The sequence below is a fragment of the Litoreibacter sp. GN1-5 genome, from assembly GCF_055693805.1.
On the sequence record NZ_JBVFUP010000001.1, the window covers coordinates 2,363,027 to 2,380,199 of the forward strand.

The following is a 17,173-nucleotide window of genomic DNA, read 5'->3' on the forward strand; positions in this document are numbered from 1 at the left end:
TCGAAAGAAGAGATGAATGGATAGTTGTATTTTGATAACCTATTGGCAGTAAAAGCCGCCAATCCGCGAAACAGTTCAAATAAATGTAATATATTGTCGTAATTTACCGATCAATCAGCGGAATCCATCCAAATCGTGACCGGTCCATCATTAACAAGGCTGACCGCCATATCAGCACCAAACTGGCCTGTCTCGGTTTTGATATCCAGACCGCGCAGCACATCGGCAAAATATTCGTATAACCGCTGCCCTTCCTTGGGATCAGCAGCCGTCGAGAAGCCCGGTCTGTTGCCACGTGATGTATCGGCAGCCAGCGTGAATTGACTGACAACAAGCGCAGCCCCGCCTGTATCCAGAAGGGAGCGGTTCATCTTGCCAACGTCATCTTTAAAGATGCGAAGTTTGGCAATTTTTCTAGCCAATGCTGTGGTGATGTCATCCGTGTCGCCGTGCATGGCGCAAACAAGGATCAGAAGACCCTGTTCGATCTCACCCACGCGTTGGCCGTGTACCTCCACGCTTGCGCGCCGGACACGTTGAACCAACGCTCTCATATTATAATAGCTCTGAGGCGAAGGGCGGGTTGGCCCCGGCGCGCGACACCGTGATGGCAGCCGCACGAACACCCATGGACAGGGCTTTGCGAATAGCATCGTCAGACAGGGTAGCAATGGCAGGCTTTTTCAGCAGGTCCTGCATTTGCAGCGATGCCATAAAACCCGCATTGAATGTATCACCGGCCCCGACCGTATCCACGACTGTGACGTTCTCCGCCGGAACGAAAACTTCGCCAGAGTCCGTGAACGCAGTTGCCCCTTTGGCCCCTTCCGTAATCAGAACAACCTTTGTGCCAAGATCAATCAATTTGCGCGACAGCGCGCTGATTGATCCGTCCCCTTCAAGCCAAATAAGGTCTTCGTCCGACAGTTTTACAATATCGGCAATGCCCATCATGTCCTGAATGCGGGCCCTGTAAGCCTGTTCATCCTTAATGAACGAAGGTCGGATGTTCGGGTCGATCATCGTCACGCGGGACGATGCCACCTGATGCATCAACTCAGCATAGGTTGCGCCGCAAGGATCACCCACCAGTGAAATGCCGCCGAAGAACAAAGCGTCGATGCCAGCGTCCAGATCGGGCAGATCATCAGAGGCAAGCATCCGTCCGGCAGTGTTTTCATCATAGAACGCATAGCTGGCCTGCCCATCTGTCAGTCTGACAAAGGCAAGAGTGGTGGGGCGATCACTCCGCGCCGCCAGTGATGTATTTACACCGGCCTTGGCAAGATGGTCCTCAAGAAGCTGACCAAACAGATCGGTGGACAGCCCTGAAAAGAAGCCAGGTTTCACCCCAAGTCGGCCCAAGGCAATCGCTGTGTTGAATACGGCTCCGCCCGGATAAGGCGCGAAAGCGTCTTCGCCCTCGACACTGCGGCGCGGCAGCATATCGATCAGCGCTTCACCACAACACAGGATCATTGGTTCTGCGCCATAATATAACCAACCGCAGCCGCGACGATCAGGCCCAATACAACGGCGATTGCGATCTTGATAGCAGAATAGGGTCGTTCACCTTTGACGGCACCAGTTTGCCCATTCACCACAAAGCGATAGCTTTTACCTTTGTATTTGTAAGCCGCCAGCCAGATTGGTAGCAGGATATGCTTGAAGGTGATGTCGCTGACATCCGTTGTTGCCTGATGAATACGCTGCTTATCACCGCCGATATTAAACTTGATATCGCGGGTTATCATCCTGTCCATATAATGTCGTGCCTCTCGAAATCCGTCTTCTAAAGGAACCGTATATCCTTCTGCACGAAAGCCTGCCAGATATTCAGGTAAATATGGCGCAAGTTCCGACAGATCCCACGGCGTCAAGGCATCAGTATAGGTTTTTGGCAGGGAAGTCGCACCAAGCACAAGCACGTCATCGAACTGCCGCGCAACCCGCCCCGAGACAGAGCGCCAGCGCGTTTTTGCAACTTGTATTCGTTCCTGCTTACCGTTCCGCGCAACGGTGCGAGTCTCGTAGTAGATCGTGCCACGCTCCCCACTATACCGGGTCCGCGTATCGGCATCATAGGTCCAATATGGCGCATAGATACCGTCAAGCTTCCGGCCCTTCCGGGCGTAGTCTTTCAATCCGTTCGGGGCGAACCACAGGCTGCCTAACCATGTGGTCATGGCTTTTCGTGCCTCGCCCTCATCCAGCGCAAAGGGCAGAACCGCCCTTGGTTTGATCTGGCGTTGTTTCCCAGTGCCCGTGACAACCGGGGTTGCGCAGAATGGGCACTGGGTCGCGTGGGAATGCTCAAGGAACTCGATCACCGCGCCGCAGTTTGGGCAGGATGAAACGCGTGTGTCCTGCGCTTCAATCTCGGACAGATCATCGGCAAGCGCTTTCTCGAAATCCAGCTCTTTGATCAGGGCATCCGCATGTATGGTGCCCAGCACGGCTTCGGTATTGCCGCAATGATCGCACACCAGTTTCCCCACGCTTGGGTCAAAGCGCAAATCGGACCCGCAATTGTCGCAGGGAAATCTATGCTCTTCAGGCAGAGCGTCCGTCATATCGTTCTGTTATGCCCCCGGTGCAGGGGGTGGTGGCGGAGGTGGCAAAATAGTGAATAGCTGCGCCAGCTCGGTCACGTCTTCTGCTTTCATCCAGCCATCTTGCCCGGCAGTCCATACCATCGTTTCACGGGCAAGCGTGCCCTCAGTCGCCATACGCCCAAGGGCAGCTTTGGAAAACGGGCCTTTTGTGGCGCCATTTTCTGCGATGTGCCAGACATGTTCAACCGGCGGCGGTGGCGGTACAGCTGCGGGGCGCCCGCCCCAAGGCCCGGCCTGTCCCATTTGATTGGCCATTGCCATCCCCATACCCATGCCAAGCCCAGCATCCATACCGGAATTACCGCCCAGGTTATTGGCCGCTACGGTCATCGCCTCGGCGGCTGAATATTGAGTGTATTTGTTGAGATCACCGACAATGCCGATAGAGGTACGCTTGTCCATGGCGGCTTCAACTTCGGACGGCAGAGAGATGTTTTCGATATAAAGCTCGGGCAAAGCTACGCCGTATTTGGTAACAACCGGATTGATCGCTTCGGCAATCAATTTGCCCAGATCTCCGGTATTCGCGGCCATATCCAACGCCGGGATACCCGAGGCCGCAATCGCGCGAGAAAATTCCTGCACAATGATGTTGCGCAACTGAAAGCTGATTTCATCCATCGTGAATTCGCCGTCCGTGCCGACAATTTCACGCAGGAACATACCGGGGTCTGTGACACGCACCGAATACGTTCCAAAGGCCCGCAGACGCAGGGGGCCAAATTCCGGGTCACGCACCATGATCGGGTTCTTGGTCCCCCATTTCAGATCATTGAACCGTGTGGTGTTGACGAAATATATCTCGGATTTGAACGGGCTCTGAAACCCGTGATCCCAATGCTGGAGCGTCGTCATAATGGGCATGTTGTTCGTCTCAAGCATATAAAGCCCTGGCGTGAACACATCCGCGAGCTGACCCTCATGCACGAACACCGCTGCCTGACCTTCACGAACGGTTAGCTTGGCCCCGTATTTGATTGCGTAATCATGACGCTCAAAACGCCAAACCATGGTATCACGCGTATCATCCGTCCAATGGATGACGTCGATAAGTTCGCCCTTTAGAAAATCTAAAATACCCATTTTGGTTCTCTCCGTCTTGAGTTTGGCATGGGGTCAGCTTTCACCCCCCAGAAGTTCAGATGCAATTGTTTCAACCACTGGACGCGCCTCGGATGGGCTTGCGCCAAGGGGGAGGCGGTCGTCATAGAGTATTTTCAGCAGCAGCTCATCATGGCGGGTCAGCAGCGCGAATTCGTCGTCATCGTTGAAGATCGACGGGCGGGCCTCGGGACTATCATTACTAAGCCCAAGCCCTTGCGCAATTTCTTCGTGAAAGCAGCTTTTGCGCAGAAGGTCCGGATGTTCTGCCCGCACGATTGCCACGGCAGACAGAAACGCGTCCGGCTTGTCCATATCCGAGAACGCGTAAACGGCGCAATAAATATCCCGCGGCATATCTGTGATCTGATCGGCAATGTTTTTTCCAAGCCCCGGCACAATGCGCGCAAGGGTTGGGCCGTAGGCTTCGATCTCATCGACCGTTAGCACTGCAACATGGAAGTTGCCTTTTGCCCGCGCAATATTGATGTCTGCCCCCGAGATGTCTGCAAGCCGTTTGGCATATTCTGTAACCGTTTTAGTGTCTTTCTTGCGTATCTCAGGCGGGACAGCCTTGCCGAAATCCAAAGAGATATTGACCGGTCCCAACCAGCGCTGCACCCGCCCTTCGGAGCGTTTGTTGGTGTAGCGACCATCCACGAGTGTGAATTCGTTGAACACCCCGATCTGGATGAAATTGCGCACCAGAAGGCGTTTGGAAAACGGAGTATCCGGACCGCCCCCATCAACACGCATTAGCCCCTGACTTAGCAGGCTGCGCTGTACCTCGGTATAATAGGAGGCCAGTTCACGTGACCGCTTTGAGGGTTCGATGATTTTGGGCGGGGCTGGCGGAGCAGCAACTTTCGGCGCAGGCGTTTGGCTAGGTTGCGCGACATCGCAGCCAGACAGAGCTAATGCCGCTAAAGCAGCCATACCTATGCTGTACCATCCCGCCATGTCCCGGTTAGGCGTCCGCTTTTGCAGGCTTGTTACTTTTGGCGGAGGCAAGCGTTTCGCGCAGCTCAACTTCCATTTTCTGTAGCTCAACTTCCGCATCTGCGCGCTTGCGCTTGCCTTCATCTGCAATCTGAAGGCTTTCCTCGATCGTGCCGATCAGGTCTGCATTTGCTTGTTTCACGGCTTCGATGTCAAAAACGCCCCGCTCCATTTCTTCGCGGATGGTTTTGTTCGCGCTGCGCAGGTTTTCGGCATTTGCGGTTAGCAATTCATTGGTCAGGTCATTGGCATCCCTGACCGCCTCTGCCGCAGCAGAAGAACGCTGAATTGTCAGGGCTTGCGCAAGTTGGGTTTCCCAGAGCGGCACAGTATTTACCAAGGTCGAGCTGATCTTCGTCACAAGCGACTTGTCGTTTTCCTGCACCAAGCGGATCGATGGCAGGGATTGCATTGTTACCTGACGGGTCAGTTTCAGATCATGGACACGGCGTTCCAAATCATCGCGCGCCGCGCGTAAGTCGCGCAATTCCTGCGCACGCATGATCTTTGCATCCTCGGGGGCAGCATCAACTTCGGTTTGTTTTGCGGGGATTTCGGTTGCATCAAGCTGGCTGACTTTTTCCTCACCTGCCGCGATGTAGAGCGCGAGCTCATCATAGAATTCCAGCGTCCGGTCGTAAAGCACGTCCAATGATTTGATGTCTTTCAAAAGCGTGTGCTCATGTTCCAGCAAATTGTCGGTAATCTTATCAATCTGACCCTGTACGTCCTCGTATTTTGCCAAGAATTCTGCAACGGGTTTTGCACGACCAAGCAGCTTGTCCCACCAGGATTGCTTGCGGTTCGGGTCCAGTTCCTCGACCGAGAAGCCACGGATCGTGCTGACAATGCTACGCAGGCTGTTGCCTGCTGGCCCCACATCCTTGTTCTTTACGTCAGCCAGCATGGATTGACTGATTTCTTGTAGCCCCGCTTGCGCATTTGATCCGAAGGATACGATGGAATTTGTGTCAGTGACATCGATCTCATCCATCCGTTTGCGAATTTCTGTGGCCACCGGCATTTGTGCCTCTGCCAAAGGCACCAGTTCGGTCGAGGGCTCTTTGAGCTCAACCGACGTGACTTCTTCCAGCATGCTGATCGTTGCGGTCGCTTTTTCGCGGACTGTATCGGACATGAGCTATGTCTCCTTGTTATTCAGGTCTTATGCCTTCGCGCTGCAATCGATCCCGCAACACGTCTATTTCAATATCAAGATCTGTACGATCATCACTCAGTAATTTGTCGGTCTTTGTGGTAAATCCAGCTTCCAGATCATCCAAAAGGGCCGTGTAATCATCCCGGGCTTCTTGATCTCGGGTGCGCGCATAGAGTTCGGAAAACTTGGTGGTCGCATCCTTCGCGCCCAGAAGATAAACGCCCAGATACCGCCGTGCAGCGGTCAGATCGCGCGGGTCTTTTTCTATGCTGCGAAACATTGTACGCGCCGTTGCCTGAAACTTTTCAACGCGGGCAATCATCACCCTATCGCCAGAGGTTTTGATGGCGTCCAGCATGGCGCTGAGGTGTTTTTCGGCTTCATCTACGGCTTTGGCCACCCGGTCGGATTGAAAATTATCGACCCCTTCAACATTCTTGTTCGACATCGGGTCCAACCCGAAGGAAAATGCATGAAGCGCCGCCGCAATCACACCGTAAAGAACCCCATTGATAAGACCACCGTCAAAGGTCGCCATACCGACGCCAACGCCGATGAACAGGCTGCCAAGCAGTTTGCGCGGTATCACAGGACGGCGCGAGATCGTGCGCGCCGCATAAGCGTCTTCTGCTTCCAGACCTTCGCGCGTCAGCCAGGCGGCAAATGCTATCGCCGCAAAAGCAGACAGGTTCAACGCCAGCGCCACAGGACCGCCGCCAAATGCTGTAAACAACAATGGCAAAGCCGCAATCGGTAGCAGATTGGCACGCGTGCGGCCTTTCTGCGCGCGCTTTCCTGCTATTGGCGGAGATGAGCCGGGACTATGAGCGCCCCCAAATCGCTGGGCCATTACACCATACCTATTGAGGCCAATAAGATCAGAACGAACAAGACCCCATATGCGAATTTCTGAAGCCAGCTCGCTGACATATTCACCCCATTTCAGAACGCTTTCATGCCAGATATAGCCATCCAACAGACAACTTACCAGAAATGCCCATTAATGCGGCCCTATTTTCTGTGTTGCAGCCCGTTCAACAGACAACTTGCGGCTATAGCCTGATTGGATGATCTCAACGGCGAATAAAACGATGACCGAGAAATAGAATGTCGATTTCGACATCGGGATGAGCGGATACCCAAATATGTGAATCGCCAAAGCTTCATCATGGGCTGCATGTGACGCCGCAACCCCGGCCTCGCCCAACAGAACAACGCCCACAATCAGCAGGATAAACAGGCCCAGCACCTCATACATTCGGTTCTTTTGCAGAAATTCCGTGACCCCATCGGCAAGGACGAGCATCGCAATCCCGGAGATTAAAATCGCTGCCGCCAGCACCGGAAAAACTTCTGTAATCGCGATGGCTGAAAGCACAGAATCGAACGAAAAGATCAAGTTCATGAAGACGATCAGCATGACCACCTGCGCTGCGGATTTTCCCGATTTACCCTCGATATCATGGCCCAGATGTTCGACCGACAGCATATGAGAAATCTCTTTCACGGCCGTGTACATGATGAATATGCCACCAAAGACAAATACACAGGTGGCGAAATTCACGCCTCCGGTAATTACGCCTTCCCAGTCGAAGACCCAGAACGGTTCAGTCAAGGTGCCCAGCAAGCTAACCATCAGGAACAAAAGTATAATCCTAAGCGCAACTGCGATGATAATTCCCCAAAAGCGGACCGCCTTTTGCTGGGCTACGGGCGCGCGCTGACTTTCGATAGAGATATAAAGAAGGTTATCGAAGCCAAGAACGGCTTGCAGGAAACACAGCATAAGCAGATTTCCCAGGTTTTCTGCGGTAAAGAGTTCGGCCATTTGTCCCTCGCCTTATAATTCATTGCACGATCAATGACATAACCTGCGTAGGCAAGGCAAGGTTCCTAGCGGCGGCGGCGCGGTTTTGGCTTTTTCTTCAGGCGGGGTTTCTCATTCGGACCTTGCATCCCCAACTGATCCCGGATGACCCGCGCCTTGATCTCTTCGACCGCGCCCGGTTTCAGATCATCCAACCGAAAGGGCCCATAAGAAATCCGGATCAAACGGTTGACCTTCAGCCCGACTTCTTCCATCGCGCGACGGATTTCGCGGTTTTTGCCTTCGCGCAAGCCAACGGTCAGCCAGGCATTTGCGCCTTGTTGACGGTCAAGCGAGACCTCCATGGCTTGAAATTTCTCACCATCTGCCACGATTCCGCGGCGCAGTGGCGCGAGCATATCATCGGTGGGCACACCGTTGACCCGCACACGGTACTTGCGCAACCAACCCGTAGACGGCAATTCCAGCTTACGCTTGATCCCGCCATCATTGGTCAGCAAAAGCAGCCCTTCCGAGTTGATGTCCAGCCGTCCAACGCTGATGACGCGGGGCATATCCTCGGGCAGATTTGCAAAAACGGTGTCGCGGCCTTTTTCGTCTTTCTCGGATGTGACAAGCCCCAGAGGTTTGTAATAGCGCCATAACCGCGCCGGTTCAGGCGGCGCTATCGGCTTGCCATCCACCGTGATTGCGTCAGCATCGGTGACGTTCAATGCGGGGCTGTCGATCACCTTGCCATTGACCGAGACCCGGCCTTCACCAATCATCGCCTCCGCCCCTCGCCGCGACGCAACGCCTGAGCGGGCCAGCACTTTGGCGATCCGGTCGCCTTTTGGGGTGGTTTCTGACATGACAGAGCCCTAGCTTTTTGGCGTGGAAAGAGAAAGGCCCGAATGTCATTTACAAGCCATATGGAAGCAGCCTTGCAAGAGGCCCGCGCCGCCGGCGAACGCGACGAGGTGCCCGTGGGCGCGGTCGTGGTCTCGCCCAAGGGGCAGATCATTGCGCGCGCCGGAAACCGCACACGAGAACTGAACGACCCGTCAGCCCATGCCGAAATGCTGGCAATCCGTGCAGCCTGCGCAGCCATAGGCTCTGAACGATTGACGGGCCATGACCTTTACGTGACGCTGGAGCCTTGCGCGATGTGCGCAGGCGCTATTGCTACGGCACGGATTGCACGGGTTTACTTTGGGGCGCATGATCCAAAATCGGGCGGTGTTGCCCACGGAGCCAAGGTGTTCACACACCCGCAGGCGCACCACAGCCCTGAAATCTATGACGGCATCGCGGAAGACGCCTGTCAGGCGATCCTGCGCGACTTCTTTGCTGCAAGGCGCTGAGATATGGGCTGGAGCCGTCAGATTGATGCCTATTGTGAGCGGCTGTCGCCCGAGTTCTGGGCAGAACCTATCAATGCGTTGACCAATCTGGCCTTCCTTGTCGTGGCACTTTTTATGATACGCAGAGTGCGCGACCCGGCAGGGCGGTGGCTTTGTGGAGTTCTGTTTGTGATCGGGCTTGGCAGTTTTACCTTTCATACGGTTGCGACCGCATGGGCTTCGCTTGCCGATGTAATCCCGATTGCCATCTTTGTGCTGAGCTATATCTACCTGGCCAACAGGGATTTCTGGGGGTTGTCGCGCTGGCCTGCGCTTGGGCTGACCGCGCTGTTTTTCCCTTATGCAATTGCGGTCAGTGCGGTTTTTGATGCGTTGGGTTTTGGCAGCTCAGCCGCCTACGCGCCGGTGGCGATGCTGATCTTTCTCTATGCCGCAGCGCTTTGGCGGCGACTGCCTGCCCTTGCAAGTGGCTTGGCGGCAGGAGCTGCGATACTTAGCCTGTCGATTGTGATGCGCATGATTGACGCGCCTGTTTGCAGCCAATTCCCGTTGGGGACACATTTTCTGTGGCATATCCTGAACGCAGTGATGCTGGGGGGGATGATTGAAGTTCGCCGTAGGCATATGGTGTCAAATTGAGCGCGTTGCGCGCATGTGATCCCTGATTGGGGGCCTGCCCCCAAACCCCCGGAGTATTTATGAAACAATGATAGGCAGAGTTGCGCTTGAAGGTCGCTTTGTGGGCAGGTAAACGGGCGAGCAAGTGGAATGGAGACTTTTGCCGATGTCAATTGATACCGAAACCGCGCGCCGTGTGGCAAAGCTTGCGCGGATTGCTGTAGATGACGGAGACCTGCCCAAACTCGCAAGCGAGCTGAGCGGGATTTTGAGCTTTATGGAGCAATTGAACGAAGTGGATGTCGAGGGCGTTGACCCGATGACTTCGGTCACACCCATGCGGCTGAAGCGGCGCGAGGATGTAGTGACCGACGGCGGGCAGCAAGCCGCTGTGTTAAGCAATGCGCCAGAAGCGCGTGAAGGCTTCTTTGCTGTGCCAAAGGTGGTGGAATGAGCGATCTGAACAAGCTGGGCATCGCCGAAGCACGCGACGCGATGCGCGCAGGTGACGTAACTGCGGTAGAACTGACCAAAGCCTGTCTGGGTGCCATCGAGGCCGCTGGGGCGTTGAATGCCTTTGTGCATAACACACCCGAGATTGCCATGGATCAGGCCCGCGCGGCGGATACACGATTAAAAGCCGGGACCGCGCCAGCGATGTGCGGGATCCCTGTGGGGATCAAGGATTTGTTCTGTACGAAAGGTGTGCCTTCGCAAGCAGCTTCGCGAATTTTGGAAGGATTCAAGCCAGAATATGAAAGCACGATTACGTCACAGCTTTGGGATGCCGGGTCAGTCATGCTGGGCAAGCTGAATATGGACGAATTCGCTATGGGCTCTTCCAACGAGACCTCGGTATATGGCGATGTCGTCAACCCTTGGCGGCGGGGCAATGATGACGCACCTCTGACGCCGGGAGGGTCATCGGGCGGATCAGCCTCGGCCGTGGCTGCTGATCTTTGTTTGGCTGCAACCGGCACTGATACCGGCGGGTCAATCCGTCAACCAGCAGCTTTCGTGGGTATTACGGGCATGAAGCCGACCTACGGGCGCTGTTCGCGCTGGGGCGTGGTGGCTTTTGCCTCGTCCTTGGATCAGGCCGGGCCTATGACCAAATCGGTACGGGATGCCGCCATCATGCTTGAAGCCATGGCTGGGCATGATCCGAAAGACAGCACATCGGCCGAGCTGGCAGTTCCTGATTTTGAGGCCGCGTTAACGGGTGACATTCGTGGCAAGAAGATCGGCATCCCAAAAGAATACCGTATGGATGGAATGCCGGACGAGATAGAAAAACTTTGGGCTGATGGCACGGCCATGATGCGCGATGCCGGCGCCGAGATCGTCGACATCTCTTTGCCCCATACGAAATACGCACTGCCAGCCTATTATGTGGTGGCCCCGGCAGAGGCATCTTCGAACCTTGCCCGCTATGACGGTGTGCGTTTTGGCCACCGTGCCAAGCTGAGCCAGGGCGATGGCATCACCGAGATGTACGAAAAGACCCGCGCCGAAGGCTTTGGCGATGAGGTCAAGCGCCGGGTCATGATCGGAACCTATGTGCTGTCGGCAGGATTTTACGACGCTTATTATAATCGCGCACGGAAAGTTCGTACCCTGATCAAAAAGGATTTTGAGGACGTGTTCGCCACCGGCGTTGACGCCATCCTAACGCCGGCAACACCATCAGCTGCCTTTGGTTTGGGTGAGATGAAAGACGCCGATCCAGTTCAAATGTACTTGAACGATGTCTTTACGGTCACAGTTAATTTGGCGGGGCTACCCGGCATCGCAATCCCGGCAGGCCTTGATAAACAAGGGCTTCCGCTTGGATTGCAACTGATTGGTCGCCCTTGGGAAGAAGCGGATTTGCTGAACCATGCTTATGCATTGGAGCAGGCCGCAGGATTTGTAGCAAAGCCCGCAAAATGGTGGTAAAACACCTTGCACGAAAATAAATCGAAAGCAGTCCAATGCGTGTCATCGTATCAATTCTAGCTTTGGCAGCTCTTGCTGCCTGTAGTCCGCCGCCACCAGATAAGCCCAAAGGTGTTGGGTTTCAAAACTATGATCGTTATGTAGATCAGCAGCGTGCACGCAATGCGCAGCTAAGCGGACAGCAAACCCGTGCGACAACGGCTCCACCTCTGAGCGATGCAGAAGCAACAGCGTCTGCCGCAGTCGCGGCCGTGCGACCATCAGGATCAGCAGCGGTTTCGAATGCACCCCGACCGAACTTGAATAATGCTGCTATCTCGGATGAGCAGGATTTTGAAGCGGTGTCCAATCGTCAAACGATTGAGTCGGATGCTCAACGCCGGGCAGCACAAAGCGCGCAATACGAAGTCATCGCTCCGAAGGCACTACCATCGCGCCCGTCCAGTAAAATTCCAACCCCGATCGAATTTGCCCTGACAACATCCCATCCGGTTGGAGAAAAGAAATATCGTCGTGGTCTCTTCAACCGCTCCAAGGCCGAACAGAACTGTGCCGTCTATCGGTCAGCTGATCAGGCGCAGGATGCGTTTTTGAAGGCTGGCGGTCCTCGGAAGGACAAGCTGGGAATTGACCCGGATGGTGATGGATTTGCGTGCGGCTGGAATCCGAACCAGTACCGTAATATTAACAGGGGCTAACGCTGGTTTCGTCCCCCTCACCCAATTTGGGGTCGCGCCGTGACGGGGTACGCCCCGATATGGTTGTGATCCACTACACCGCCATGAAAAGCGCTGAGGCTGCGCGGAAGGTTTTGTGTGACAAGGCATCCGAAGTGTCCGCGCATTACCTTATCGCAGAAAATGGCCTTGTCTTTGACATGGTGCATGAAGATATGCGGGCCTGGCACGCCGGGCAAGGTGTTTGGAGGGGTGTTGACGATGTCAACTCGTGCTCCATCGGGATTGAGTTGGCGAATGATGGCCTGTCCCCATTCGCAGCCCCGCTTATGGATAGTCTGGAGATATTGCTCGACGGTATAATGACGCGGTGGGGTGTCGCGCCTGATCGGGTTATCGGCCATTCGGATATGGCGCCGGGCCGCAAGATTGATCCGGGTGGACGGTTTGACTGGCGCAGGCTGGCGCGGCAAGGCTTATCGGTCTGGCCTCAAGACGTCGCCGGGTTGGAGGTGGATCAAGCGCGGTTTTGCGATGATCTTGCCACCTTCGGGTATCACACCGATATGCCCTTGGATGTACTGCTTTCCGCATTTCGCCTGCGCTTTGCGCCTGCTTTGGCGGGCCAACCTCTGACGCCTACGGATATGGCGCGGGCGGCGGGGCTTGCGAAGCTAAGGGCCATCGCTTAAATCAAGCCAGTGCGGATGGCTGGATGATCGCCTTGGATGAAACCGCAAGGTTTCATACACGGAGGAAAGTCCGGACTCCATGAAGCGACGGTGCCGGGTAACGCCCGGCCGGGGCAACCCGAGGGAAAGCGCCACAGAAAACAGACCGCCCTTGCGTGCAGGGGTTAGGGTGAAACGGTGGAGTAAGAGCCCACCGCGCTTTTGGCAACAAAAGCGGCACGGCAAGCCCCACCGGGAGCAATGCCAAATAGGGATCTCGCGGGCGCATGCCCAGGGCAGCTTTGGCCCCAGACGGTCCGGGTTGGCAGCTAGAGGTCCCCGAGCAATCGGGGGTCAAGATGAATGATCATCCAAAGGGGCAATCGTCCCTTGGACAGAATCCGGCTTACAGGCCATCCGCACGTTTATTTTTGAGCCTGAAGAACTGCAGCAAAGAAACACTCAGGTTTATCACGTCTTCAATCGGATGATGTATTGCTGACCCATCAGAGAGAACTCGGCCTTTTCGCCAAGCTCTTCCAGAAATTCGGTGACAGCCTGTTTGACCGGCGCACCTGCGTCCTTGTTCCAGTAATAGTCATCTCCTGCGATCACACCGTCTGGTTTGACCTTTTCCAAAGCCAACCGAAGGTCCGCAGAGATGAACGGGTAGTTGTGGTTTCCGTCTATATACAGCCAATCCAGACTGTTATTTTCGAGCTGCCCTAGCCCCAGTTCAGACGTCATGCGATGGATGACAATACGGTCTTCATCTTTGAACTTCTCAGCGACCACATCATGCATATTGACCATTCGACCAGCATTCTTTTTCCGACCAAACCCGGTGTTGGAGAATTCTGGCATATATTCCCAAGGGTCGATCAGATGCAATGTTTTGGGGCTTGTTACATTCAGGATTTCTTCGCTGAACCTGCCTTCCCACACCCCGATTTCCGCGCAAACACCGTTTTTAGGCATTGTCTCAAGCATCCGCCGACGCACCTGATCACGCTTTCTTTCCATGACTGATTATGCCCTTTTAAGTTTGTTTGTTTGTTTAAAGCTGACGCCCTTATGCAAGCGGCGCGCGAAATCTGCTGCCTCAATCAACGCTTACGCTGGGTGAAAACTACCTTCATTGAGCTGCGCCCATTGCATTGTCCTGAGTATCATATCCCAGATAGTGTCGCATGACATGTATGCCGTAAGCCTCATTTCCATGCTGGCCATCCTCTGCAATCAGGCTTGGGGCCAGAAAACCGTCAGGTCCACCAAGTTCGATCATCGGATCGTAGACTGTCACCCCCAGATCTTCAATTATGCTGGCGATTATAGATCGGATATCTGCATAATTCGATTTTTGATTAGTTACAGGCGGGGCAACCACTGTCACCTCCCCATGTCTTGCCATTTGCCGCAAAAGTTTGAACAGATGTCCCCGATGTTCTTGTATGTAATCCGTCATGAAACTTTTGGATATATACAGATCACCATTCTTTTCAGAGAATTCGCCAGAGTGTATCTTATGACCGTTCCATGACAGAGGCGGAGCAAGCCTGCCCAGATGATACCCAATGCTGGCAAGAACCGGCAGCCCTGTATTTGACAGATCGGCAACGCCCATTTTTTCTCTCAGCTCATCCAGTTGCGTATTTATGCTGCGGAATTTACGCACAAAAATACCTCTGCGCCCGTTATACCTGATATTGCCGCTGCTCCAGATATTGCCGGAAAACGAAATGTCGTGGCAGCTGACCCCCAGCGCATCCGCACCAGCCTTAAGAGCGCGAGAATGACTGTCTCCAATAATAAAGAGTTTTGGCGTGCTACCCATTTTTAAAACTGTCCAGAATAATCTCTTCGCATACAAGCTCTTCCTGTTCCATTTCCGCCAGCGCCGTTTCCTGCGCCAAAGCCCGGTCACTTCGCGATAAGAAGCCGCGCGCTTTGCCACTGGTATCAAGGCCAGAAAAGAAATGTTCCATAACAAGATTTACGCCAGCCTGCGACACGGACCGCATATTCGGCTCAAAGAAAGTCGCACGCGAGGGCGGAGATGCAATGATTTCATAGCTTGGGAAATAGTCGACGGACAGGTGCGCCGACGCAAGATCGCCAGCGACAGCTCTTAATGTGCTCTTTGAATAGGTTGTCGACACCAGAACATGATCCGGTGCTGCTGTTGCCACCAAAGGCACTGGCGACACCGTGAACAACACTTTCAATTCTGGATTTAAGCTCCACAATATTTCAAGGCATTCCGTGAGGCTTTTGTGAACCTCCGGGTAGGTCGCATTGTGGAATTCGTGCCGTTCTGCGTCAAACTCTCCAACAGATGTGCCGGGGCACATCGCATATGGTTGCTTTGTTTTGATGTTTCGCCAACCTTCCGTCAGGCCGAGCGTAAACACAAACACATCCGCCTCTATGATAGAGTTGCGAAAGCAGTTCACTGTGCTCAAAAGACACAGTCTTGCGTCAGCCTCATCCACAAATCCATGCGGTTCGACCTGCGGATTGAGAAAACTGCGAAAGCCATCCTCAAGCGCCAAATCCACCTGTGATACCTGATCGGGATGCAGCGCAAGTGTACACCAGAGATGCAGCAGATCGGCTGTATAGATATTCCCGGTTCGGGAGGAATAGACGTCGTAATTGAATTTCTTTGCCAAAGCCGCAGAGGTTTTGCCTGGCGCAGGCTCAGCATTGACCCAGTTCAAACCGTGACGCATCACTGCTTTGCTAATGTGCTGTGCGAAGCACGACCCATAGGTCGAGAAGCGGACATCGCCTGGCAACGTCCATTTGGATCGCCACAAGGAAGACAGCCCAAACAACCCCACTTCAGCCACAGCGCTGCGCCAGAATGCACGGGACTCGAACGTCTGATAGGGATTTTTTTGCGTCATATAAGGCAGGACTTTGTTCTATTGATTGCGTAACATAAAACTATAGGGGTGGATAGGGCGTAACCATGACGGAATTTTAGTCGCTCTGAACTATGTGCCTGATAATAAACGGGTCAAATCAGGTTGCTCTGTGTGCATAGTGTCACTTTGCGCTAAAGGTAAGGTCCTCAGTATTGAGGCCATAACAGCTTATACGTTTTATACCCTGCCAATTACCGACGAATATGACTCCCGGATTTCTGCTTCGCGTAACGTGTCGGCTGATTGGCGGACAATCTCGGAAATCTGCATCAGCTGCCCGGCCAGCGGGCTGGTTTTACGCCATATCATCCCGACGGTTCTTGTGGGTTGAGGGGCCTTGAAACGCCCCAAGGACACGGGCGCGGAGCGGGTTTCGACAGCAACTGCCATCTCCGGTATCAACGTCACGCCGATACCGGCACCAACCAATTGAACGAGTGTCGACAGCGAGCTGCCATCAAGACCATTTCGTGGGCGCGCAGCACCGATATTGCAAAAGGACAGCGCTTGATCGCGGAAGCAATGCCCTTCCTCCAACAGAAGTAGCCGCATATTGCGCAGCGCGTCTGCACTGGGCACGGGTTTTCCGGCATCCTCACTAGCGCGAACCAACACAAGGTCTTCGTCAAACAATGCAACTTCGGTCAGCGAGGGCTCAGACACAGGTAATGCAACGATTGCCGTATCAAGCCTGCCCTCTGAAAGCTCTTGGATCAAGCGGGGCGTCACGGTCTCGCGGATGTGGACGTCCAACTCTGCGTGCATTCGCGTAAGGTTGCCAATAAGCGCAGGCAAAAGATAAGGCGCGATCGTAGGAATAACACCGATACGCAGCCGCCCAACTAGCCCATCCCGCGCGGCACGTGCCAGTTCTTCCAACTCATCGACCGACTGCAAAATGTCACGAACCCGCAAGGCAAAGTCTTCGCCAAAGGCGGTCAGGCGAACCTGCTTTGGGCCACGTTCAAACAGCACTGTACCCAGTGACTCCTCTAACTCCTTGATCTGCACTGACAAGGCGGGCTGAGAAATCGCGCAGGTGTCTGCTGCATGGCCAAAATGGCCATGACGCGCAAGCGCTTCGAAATAGCGGAGCTGTTTAAAGGTCAGGTTTGTCATAACCTGAAGTTATCAGCGCGATTAATAAATGCAACTTAAACCAATGGAACGACTCTGATAGTTTACACTCAACGCCATACAGGAGCCGTAAGTATCATATGCAGGTCGTCTCCGCATGCGTTGCCGAATTTCAGCTATAGACCACTGCCATATCTCAGCCAAAATTGGAGAAAAC

At 54.2% G+C, this 17,173-nt stretch carries 19 protein-coding genes and 1 other RNA gene; 7 read left to right on the top strand and 13 right to left on the bottom strand.

The genetic code is table 11. From position 1 onward, the window contains the following. Positions 1-110: 110 nt before the first annotated feature. The 9 genes from dtd to ACZ1HF_RS11795 all read right to left on the bottom strand — a co-directional run bounded on the left by dtd (position 111) and on the right by ACZ1HF_RS11795 (position 8,553). The gene (dtd, locus tag ACZ1HF_RS11755) at positions 111-554 is read right to left on the bottom strand and encodes a D-aminoacyl-tRNA deacylase (protein WP_472657680.1); all 444 of its coding nucleotides are present in this window, start codon (positions 552-554) and stop codon (positions 111-113) included. A 1-nt stretch (position 555) separates the two neighbouring features. Further along, the gene (locus tag ACZ1HF_RS11760) at positions 556-1,479 is read right to left on the bottom strand and encodes a carbohydrate kinase family protein (RefSeq protein WP_472657681.1); all 924 of its coding nucleotides are present in this window, start codon (positions 1,477-1,479) and stop codon (positions 556-558) included. Next, on the bottom strand, positions 1,476-2,573 hold the full coding sequence (locus tag ACZ1HF_RS11765) for a primosomal protein N' (replication factor Y) - superfamily II helicase (protein ID WP_472657682.1): 1,098 nt from the start codon (positions 2,571-2,573) through the stop codon (positions 1,476-1,478). The genes ACZ1HF_RS11760 and ACZ1HF_RS11765 overlap by 4 nt, the downstream gene beginning before the upstream one ends. Positions 2,574-2,582: 9 nt before the next feature. Further along, the gene (locus ACZ1HF_RS11770; protein ID WP_472657683.1) at positions 2,583-3,698 is read right to left on the bottom strand and encodes an SPFH domain-containing protein; all 1,116 of its coding nucleotides are present in this window, start codon (positions 3,696-3,698) and stop codon (positions 2,583-2,585) included. A 33-nt stretch (positions 3,699-3,731) separates the two neighbouring features. Continuing rightward, positions 3,732-4,652, bottom strand: coding sequence for a DUF2927 domain-containing protein (locus ACZ1HF_RS11775; protein WP_472657685.1), 921 nt, complete (start codon positions 4,650-4,652; stop codon positions 3,732-3,734). A gap of 31 nt (positions 4,653-4,683) precedes the next feature. After that, on the bottom strand, positions 4,684-5,853 hold the full coding sequence (locus ACZ1HF_RS11780) for a toxic anion resistance protein (RefSeq protein WP_472657686.1): 1,170 nt from the start codon (positions 5,851-5,853) through the stop codon (positions 4,684-4,686). Positions 5,854-5,869: 16 nt separating this feature from the next. Then, complete coding sequence (locus ACZ1HF_RS11785; RefSeq protein ID WP_472659040.1) at positions 5,870-6,724, bottom strand: 5-bromo-4-chloroindolyl phosphate hydrolysis family protein; 855 nt, start codon at positions 6,722-6,724, stop codon at positions 5,870-5,872. Positions 6,725-6,874: 150 nt separating this feature from the next. Further along, entirely contained in the window at positions 6,875-7,702 is an 828-nt protein-coding gene (locus ACZ1HF_RS11790; protein ID WP_472657687.1) for a TerC family protein, read from the bottom strand. Between the two features lie 65 nt (positions 7,703-7,767). Next, the gene (locus ACZ1HF_RS11795; protein WP_472657688.1) at positions 7,768-8,553 is read right to left on the bottom strand and encodes a pseudouridine synthase; all 786 of its coding nucleotides are present in this window, start codon (positions 8,551-8,553) and stop codon (positions 7,768-7,770) included. A gap of 42 nt (positions 8,554-8,595) precedes the next feature. On the opposite strand from ACZ1HF_RS11795, the gene ACZ1HF_RS11800 reads away from it, so the two are divergent. The 7 genes from ACZ1HF_RS11800 to rnpB all read left to right on the top strand — a co-directional run bounded on the left by ACZ1HF_RS11800 (position 8,596) and on the right by rnpB (position 13,374). Then, positions 8,596-9,045 carry a nucleoside deaminase gene (locus tag ACZ1HF_RS11800; protein WP_472657689.1) on the top strand — a complete coding sequence of 150 codons (450 nt, stop codon included), beginning with the start codon at positions 8,596-8,598 and terminating at the stop codon, positions 9,043-9,045. A 3-nt stretch (positions 9,046-9,048) separates the two neighbouring features. Then, positions 9,049-9,684, top strand: a complete 636-nt coding sequence (locus ACZ1HF_RS11805; RefSeq protein ID WP_472657691.1) for a ceramidase domain-containing protein — start codon at positions 9,049-9,051, stop codon at positions 9,682-9,684. Between the two features lie 145 nt (positions 9,685-9,829). Then, positions 9,830-10,117 (top strand): Asp-tRNA(Asn)/Glu-tRNA(Gln) amidotransferase subunit GatC, encoded by a 288-nt coding sequence (gene gatC, locus ACZ1HF_RS11810; protein ID WP_472657692.1) that lies wholly within the window; start codon positions 9,830-9,832, stop codon positions 10,115-10,117. After that, positions 10,114-11,601 carry an Asp-tRNA(Asn)/Glu-tRNA(Gln) amidotransferase subunit GatA gene (gene gatA, locus ACZ1HF_RS11815; protein ID WP_472657694.1) on the top strand — a complete coding sequence of 496 codons (1,488 nt, stop codon included), beginning with the start codon at positions 10,114-10,116 and terminating at the stop codon, positions 11,599-11,601. Before gatC ends, gatA begins: the two co-directional genes overlap by 4 nt. A 35-nt stretch (positions 11,602-11,636) precedes the next feature. Continuing rightward, positions 11,637-12,299, top strand: a complete 663-nt coding sequence (locus tag ACZ1HF_RS11820; RefSeq protein ID WP_472657695.1) for a hypothetical protein — start codon at positions 11,637-11,639, stop codon at positions 12,297-12,299. Between the two features lie 59 nt (positions 12,300-12,358). Further along, positions 12,359-12,970 carry an N-acetylmuramoyl-L-alanine amidase gene (locus tag ACZ1HF_RS11825; RefSeq protein ID WP_472657696.1) on the top strand — a complete coding sequence of 204 codons (612 nt, stop codon included), beginning with the start codon at positions 12,359-12,361 and terminating at the stop codon, positions 12,968-12,970. Positions 12,971-12,981: 11 nt separating this feature from the next. Beyond that, positions 12,982-13,374: RNase P RNA component class A (gene rnpB, locus ACZ1HF_RS11830), an RNA gene on the top strand. Between the two features lie 46 nt (positions 13,375-13,420). Here the strand turns inward: rnpB and ACZ1HF_RS11835 are convergent. From ACZ1HF_RS11835 to ACZ1HF_RS11850, 4 genes are all read right to left on the bottom strand, one after another. Beyond that, positions 13,421-13,972, bottom strand: a complete 552-nt coding sequence (locus tag ACZ1HF_RS11835; protein WP_472657697.1) for a class I SAM-dependent methyltransferase — start codon at positions 13,970-13,972, stop codon at positions 13,421-13,423. Between the two features lie 112 nt (positions 13,973-14,084). Further along, positions 14,085-14,783 carry a hypothetical protein gene (locus ACZ1HF_RS11840; protein WP_472657698.1) on the bottom strand — a complete coding sequence of 233 codons (699 nt, stop codon included), beginning with the start codon at positions 14,781-14,783 and terminating at the stop codon, positions 14,085-14,087. Continuing rightward, positions 14,776-15,858: a GSCFA domain-containing protein gene (locus tag ACZ1HF_RS11845; RefSeq protein ID WP_472657699.1), complete on the bottom strand. Its 1,083-nt coding sequence runs from the start codon at positions 15,856-15,858 to the stop codon at positions 14,776-14,778. Before ACZ1HF_RS11845 ends, ACZ1HF_RS11840 begins: the two co-directional genes overlap by 8 nt. A gap of 198 nt (positions 15,859-16,056) precedes the next feature. Then, positions 16,057-16,998: a LysR substrate-binding domain-containing protein gene (locus tag ACZ1HF_RS11850; protein ID WP_472657700.1), complete on the bottom strand. Its 942-nt coding sequence runs from the start codon at positions 16,996-16,998 to the stop codon at positions 16,057-16,059. Positions 16,999-17,173: the final 175 nt, after the last annotated feature.